Source organism: Mesorhizobium sp. Cs1299R1N1, assembly GCF_037179655.1.
Classification (GTDB): Bacteria; Pseudomonadota; Alphaproteobacteria; order Rhizobiales; family Rhizobiaceae; genus Mesorhizobium; species Mesorhizobium salmacidum.
In genome coordinates this window covers 1-6,328 of the sequence record NZ_JAPYKR010000048.1, presented here as the reverse complement: position 1 = coordinate 6,328, position 6,328 = coordinate 1, and the positions used below count along the sequence as shown (strand labels likewise).

General features: G+C 62.0%; 3 protein-coding genes and 3 pseudogenes. 4 read left to right on the top strand and 2 right to left on the bottom strand.

Annotated features, from left to right (window positions below; translation table 11 throughout):
* A pseudogene (locus tag O7A70_RS33200) lies at positions 1-182 on the bottom strand (IS110 family transposase); the annotation flags it as partial.
* A 293-nt stretch (positions 183-475) separates the two neighbouring features.
* On the opposite strand from O7A70_RS33200, the pseudogene O7A70_RS33195 reads away from it, so the two are divergent.
* The 4 genes and pseudogenes from O7A70_RS33195 (at position 476) to O7A70_RS33180 (ending at position 4,503) form a co-directional block, all read left to right on the top strand.
* A pseudogene (locus O7A70_RS33195) lies at positions 476-1,637 on the top strand (IS110 family transposase).
* A 236-nt stretch (positions 1,638-1,873) separates the two neighbouring features.
* A pseudogene (locus O7A70_RS33190) lies at positions 1,874-2,991 on the top strand (IS5 family transposase).
* Between the two features lies 1 nt (position 2,992).
* Positions 2,993-3,337 carry a hypothetical protein gene (locus tag O7A70_RS33185; protein ID WP_337144110.1) on the top strand — a complete coding sequence of 115 codons (345 nt, stop codon included), beginning with the start codon at positions 2,993-2,995 and terminating at the stop codon, positions 3,335-3,337.
* Positions 3,338-3,465: 128 nt separating this feature from the next.
* Positions 3,466-4,503 (top strand): IS110 family transposase, encoded by a 1,038-nt coding sequence (locus O7A70_RS33180; protein ID WP_337144109.1) that lies wholly within the window; start codon positions 3,466-3,468, stop codon positions 4,501-4,503.
* A 418-nt stretch (positions 4,504-4,921) separates the two neighbouring features.
* On the opposite strand, the gene O7A70_RS33175 is transcribed toward O7A70_RS33180, so the two are convergent.
* Positions 4,922-6,121: an IS256 family transposase gene (locus tag O7A70_RS33175; RefSeq protein ID WP_337144108.1), complete on the bottom strand. Its 1,200-nt coding sequence runs from the start codon at positions 6,119-6,121 to the stop codon at positions 4,922-4,924.
* Between the last annotated feature and the right edge of the window lie 207 nt (positions 6,122-6,328).

Here is a 6,328-nt window from a genome sequence, read left to right as displayed (position 1 = left end):
GCCGTCAGCGAGCACGCTTCCAGCCCGATGCGCTCCAGCGGCAGATCGAGCTTCCGCAACGCATCGGACAAGGCCTGCGGTTCGCTCGCCGCTCGTGTTTCCTTCACGATCCGACTGCTCTCATCAATGACGCAAATCGCGGTCTCTTCCAAAGATACGTCTAATCCAGCAAAATACTTCATGGCTGCTCCTTCCCGATGTTTGTGGCGCTCCAAGCGACCACGTTCTAACATCCCGACAGGAGTAGCCGCCCTCAATCTGGCTCGGGCGAGACCCCAATCACCCCATCTGTTGAAAAAGGCACTCGTCACCGGACGTCAGCGGTGATTCACTTGGGCCCAAAGGGATTCGGAGGTGACGAGTGCGCGGCGGTCACGATCGAACTGGCGAGCTGTTCAGATCCTATGAGGAGAGCGGATAGCGACCTGCGCTGTGGCAAAGTGAGGTCGCGTAATCAACATCCTTGGAGGCAAGCATGCCCGTAGCAGCTCACCAACCCAAAGCGCCGACCGCTATCCGCACCGATCTTGGTGCAATTTTCGTCTCGTTGGAATTGAGTCGCTCGAAATGGTTGATCACCTCGCTGTCGCCGGGTGGCGGCGAGAAGATGTCGAAACATGCGGTGGCGGCCGGCGATGTCGCCGGCATGCTGGCGCGATTTGCCGACATCAACAGGAAGGCGCAAGCGCGGACCGGGCGGCACTTTCCGATCATCGTGATCCAGGAGGCCGGGCTCGACGGCTTCTGGATCCATCGCGTGCTGCAGGCCGAAGGAATCAAAAGTCACGTCGTCGATCCGGCCTCGATTGCGACCTCGCGCCGGCGCCGGCGGGCAAAGACCGACAAGATCGACGGCGAGGCGCTGGTCCGGGCGTTGCTGGCCTACAAGCGAGGCGAGCCGCGGGTGTGTGCGATGCTCCGAGTGCCTACGCCCGAAGAAGAGGACCGTCGCCGCGTCACGTGTGAGCGCAAGGCCTTGACCAACGAGCGTGTGCGACACGTCAATCGCATCAAAGGCCTGCTGTTCGCCCAGGGCGTGTCCGGCTACGAGCCGCTGCGCCGCGACCGGCGGAAGAGATTGGAGGCGCTCAAGACCGGCGACGGCCGACCCTTGCCGGCCCATCTGCAGGCGCAGGTCGGCCGGGAACTAGACAGGCTCGAACTGCTGCTCGAGCAGATCAAGGCAGTCGAGGCCGAGCGCGATGCCATGCTCGCTGTCACGCAGGTTGTCTCGTCGGCACCGGCGATGCTGCTCGACCTGAAGGGCATCGGGCCGGAGTTTGCCGCTGTCCTGTGGTCGGAGGGTCTGTCGCGTCACTTCGACAACCGACGACAAGTTGCCGCCTATGCGGGCCTCGCACCGACACCTTGGCAGAGCGGCTCGGTCGACCACGAGCAGGGGATGTCGAAATCCGGCAATCCGACGTTGCGAACGACGCTGGTCCAGATGGCCTGGCTATGGGTGCGCCATCAGCCGCACTCGGCGCTCACCTTGGTTCAAGGAGCGGGTGAAGCAAAACAACGGCCGGCTGAAGAAGACGATGATCGTGGCGCTCGCCCGCAAGCTGCTCGTGGCGCTGTGGAAATACGTCAACGCCGGCGTTGTCATCGAGGGCGCGATTATGTCGGTTACCTGATGCGCTACACCCATCGAATTCTGCCATCTTCCAGGACCTGATCAGTCCTGGCGGATCCAAGGGGGACGAACCGGCACGTAGCGTGGCTTCAAATGCCGTTGTCTCAGAATGGTCTCGTTCTCCTGAGCCCTTGTCCGCCGCAAGCGGGATGTTGGTGCCGCTGCTTCGAACAGCGACCGTATATAAGTTGGATCTGGCTCGGGGAACGAGCCGCGTCATGCAATCAGGCTCAGACCATGGATACCGCAAAGCCAACGAACCCAAAAAGCGGAGCCCTAAAAGCCCTTGACACTCCTCATATAAGCTACGTTGACTTGGAAGCACGAGTTCGGCGCGATCATCCGTTGCGGGCGATCCGGACGATCGTGAACGAGGCGCTGGTCACGCTGGAGCAGGAATTCGCGGCGCTGTATTCGCCGATCGGGCGACCTTCGATCCCGCCGGAGAAGCTGCTGCGGGCAATGCTGTTGCAGGCGTTCTATTCGATCCGCTCGGAGCGGCTTTTGATGGAACGGCTCGAATACGACCTGCTGTTCCGCTGGTTCGTGGGCATCGGCGTGGACGACGCGGCCTGGGATCATTCGGTGTTCTCGAAGAACCGTGACCGGCTGCTGGAAGGCGAGATCGCGGCGAAGTTCCTGACAGCGGTGCTGGCGCAACCCAAGGTGAAGAAGCTTCTGTCGACGGATCACTTCTCGGTTGACGGCACGCTGGTCGAGGCGTGGGCCTCGATGAAGAGCGTGAAGTCGAAGGACGGTTCAGACGAGCCGCCAGCGCAGGGTGGCGGGCGCAACGCCGAAGCGGACTTCCACGGCCAGAAGCGATCGAACGACACGCACGCCTCGACCACCGACCCGGATGCGAGGCTCTACCGCAAGGGGAAAGGCAAGGAGACGAAGCTGTTCTTCATCGGGCATGGTCTGATGGAGAACCGCCATGGCTTGCTGGTCGACGCCTGCCTGACACTGGCCGACGGCCATGCCGAGCGGGTGGCGGCGCTGCACATGATCGAGCCTCGTGCCGACCGGCCGCGATCACGCTCGGCGCAGACAAGGCATATGACGCGGAGGACTTCGTCAACGAGTTGCGCTCGATGAAGGTGACGCCGCATGTGGCGCAGAATACCAGCGGCCGCAGCTCCGCGATCGACGGCCGCACGACCCGGCACGGCGGTTACGCGGCAAGCCAACGCATCCGCAAGCGGATCGAGGAAGCGTTCGGCTGGATCAAGACGATCGCCGGGCAAAAGAAGACCAGGTTCCGCGGCCGCGACCGCGTCGGGTGGGCCTTCACCTTCGCGGCCGCCGCTTACAATCTGGTGCGGCTGCCCAAGCTCATCGCTGGGACCAGCTGACATGGCCAAGGTTCCAGCCATCGCCAAGGCCTTTGCCGGTCGCTGGCGTATCGTCGAAATGGATGTCTGGGACACCGATTTCCTCGATCTCGTTGAAGAGGCACATCTGACGTTCAAGGGCGCGGCGGACGGCGAGATCGGCTTCGGCGCCCTCAAAGGCTTTCTTGATGTCCGCTACGGCGCGCGAGACGGCTCGGCCTGCGCGGAATTCTCGTGGGAGGGCCACGACGAAAGCGATCCCGCTTGCGGTCGCGGATGGGCGATGATCGGTACCGCGGGTCGCCTAGTCGGCCACTTCTACATCCACAATGCCGACGATTCTGGCTTCGTCTGCGAGCGCGCCTGACTTCTTCAACAGATGGGGTATTCGGCTCGAACCCCATCTTCAACGGTGATGCAAGGAGGTGTTGCGCTTCGAGCTGATGATAACTTTGTCTGTCCAAACAGCCACAGCATCAGGAAAGGAAGAGCAACATGAAGCATTTTGTTGGCCTCGATATCTCGGTGAAGGAAACCGCCGTTTGCGTTGTCGACGAAACCGGTAGGATTTGTCACGAGGTGAAGGTGGTTAGCCACCCTGATGATATCATTGCGGTCCTGAAGGACTCGACTTGGAACGTGGAACGGGTCGGGCTCGAAGCAGGGCCTTTGTCGCAGTGGCTATTCGAGGGGCTGGCCAGGGCTGGGCTGCCAGTCATCTGCATCGAAACACGACATGTGAAAGCATTCCTGAAGGCGCAGCCGAACAAAACAGATCGCAATGATGCGCGCGGCATAGCCCAGATGATGCGGGTCAACCTATTCCGCCCGGTGCATATAAAGACGCTGACGAGCCAAAAGCGTCGAGTGCTGCTGACGGCCCGCAAGATCTTGCAGGAAAAGGCGATCGCGATCGAGAACGACATCCGCGGTCTTCTGCGCAACTTCGGGCGCAAGGTCGGCGCCGTGGGGACGGCGAAGTTCGAAGACCGCATCCGTGAGCTTGTCGAATGCATGCCCGATCTCGGACAGATCATGGAGCCACTACTGGCCGCCAGGCGGAAGCTGCGCGAGGAATTTGCGCACCTGCACAGACAAGTGCTGGCGATCACCAGGAACGACGCTACCTGCCGGCGCTTGATGACGGTCCCAGGTGTCGGCTCCATAGTGGCGCTCGCGTACGCCGCGACGATCGACATTCCGCAACGGTTCAAAAACTCCAAGGCAGTAGGGCCGATCCTGGGGCTAACACCGAGGCTCGACGAGTCCGGCGAAAGCAAGCGCGTTGGAGGCATCTCCCTGTGCGGGGACGGGATGACGCGAACGTTGCTCTATGAAGCAGCCCAAGTCATGCTGACGCACGTGAAGAAATGGTCATGGCTGAAGGCCTGGGCGATGAACGTCGCCAAGCGGCGCGGCTTGCGCAAGGCGATAGTCGCGCTAGCACGTCGCCTGGCGGTCGTCATGCACCGCATGTGGCTGGACAATAGCGAGTTCCAATGGACGCGGGAAACCATGGCGTCAGCCGTGTGACAAGAGGCCGGGAAGAAGAGGTAGAGAGTTCCGCCTAGCAGCGGAAGAACGTCCTTCGCGGGACGAAGGATGAGGTGAGTTCGCGATCATGGGCGTGCCGGTCATGTCATGTTGGCCAGGACGCGAATCAGATTGTTCCGCCTTATTCTCTGAATCCCATCAAGGGAGGGCCAACGGGCCGATCCCGGAGAGAAGCACGAACCCGCGAATGATGTCAGAAGCTGGTAAGGTGGAAAATGATGAAAGCGCTTGACCCCAAGCCGCCGAATAGAGAAGCCTGCTAGACAATGTCGTTTCGATGGAATTCGGTCACGTGCGGTTCACGGCAGCCGATGAGTATTGACGCGGAGATCGTGTCCCTCTGCATGGTGTAGCTGGCGGCATTGGTCGCCGTGCTCTCCGGCATGGGCCGGGCTGATCAGCGCGCCACGGCTGGCAGGCTGATCAGGGGATCATCGCTCATCTGGCTGATCGTTTCCAGAGTCATATATCTGGCCCGCTGCACTGCCCATTCATCGTTCTGTTCGAGCAGGATTGCGCCGACGAGGCGCACGATCGCATCGTCGTTCGGGAAGATTCCGACGACCTCGGTGCGCCGCTTGATCTCGCCGTTGAGGCGCTCGATCGGATTCGTCGAGTGGAGCTTGGCGCGATGTTCCTTCGGGAAGGTCATGTAGGCCAGCACGTCGGGCTCGGCGTCGTCCATGATTGTCGCCAGCTTCGGCACCTTAGGCCGGATCTGGTCGGCGACGGCGCGCCATTGGGCGCTGGCGGCTTCCGAGGTCTCTTGGGCAAACGCGGTGGCGATGAAGGCTGAGACGACCCTGCGGCCGCTCTTGCCGGCATGGGCCAGCACGTTCCTCATGAAGTGGACGCGGCACCTCTGCCATGTCGCGCACAGCACCTTGGTGACGGCGCTCTTGAGGCCTTCGTGCGCGTCGGAGACGACGAGCTTGACGCCGCGCAGGCCGCGACGTGTCAGCTTTCGCAGGAACTCCGTCCAGATCGGCTCGGCCTCCGAGGTGCCAATCTCCATGCCCAGGACCTCGCGCCGGCCGTCCGCGTTGACGCCGACGGCGATGATAACGGCGACCGAAACGATCCGCCCACCGCGGCGCACCTTCAGGTAAGTGGCATCGATCCACAGGTATGGCCAATCGCCCTCGATCGGCCGCTCGAGGAAGGCCTTCACCTTACCGTCGATCTCTTCGCACAGCCGCGAGACCTGGCTCTTGGAGATGCCACTCATCCCCATGGCCTTGACCAGGTCGTCAACCGACCGGGTCGAGATGCCTTGCACATAAGCTTCCTGGATGACGGCGGTCAGCGCCTTCTCGGCCATGCGGCGCGGTTCGAGGAAACCCGGGAAGTAGCTTCCCTTCCTGAGCTTCGGGATGCGCAGCTCGACCGTGCCGGCCCGCGTCTCCCAGTCCCGGTCGCGGTAGCCGTTGCGCTGGGCGAGCCGCAGCGGGTTCTTCTCGCCATAGCCGGCGCCGGTGGCCGCGCCCACCTCCATTTCCATCAGCCGCTCGGCGGCAAAGCCGATCATCTCGCGCAGCAGATCGGCATCCGGGGTCTTCTCCACGAGCGTGCGCAGGTTCATCATGTCGTCGGTCATCGGTGGTCCTTCCGAAATGGGGTTGGCGTCAACAACCAAACCCTACCGGAAAACGCCGATGACCACCGACACCCCGCTCACTCGCTTGTATGGGGTGATCTTTGTCAACGTGATCTTTCAGTCGTTCCGTCTCCTTGTTCAGCCGTGGCGCCCGTTTGTTCCTGCTTTGGCTCCCGGGGTTCATTGGGGCGCCGCGCGCAGTGACCG

What these genes read in the sequence shown, in the direction of transcription:
- O7A70_RS33180 (WP_337144109.1), top strand. Translation starts at nt 3,466, where the DNA reads ATGAAGCATTTTGTTGGCCTCGATATCTCGGTGAAGGAAACCGCCGTT.
- O7A70_RS33185 (WP_337144110.1), top strand. Translation starts at nt 2,993, where the DNA reads ATGGCCAAGGTTCCAGCCATCGCCAAGGCCTTTGCCGGTCGCTGGCGT.
- O7A70_RS33175 (WP_337144108.1), bottom strand. Translation starts at nt 6,121, where the DNA reads ATGACCGACGACATGATGAACCTGCGCACGCTCGTGGAGAAGACCCCG.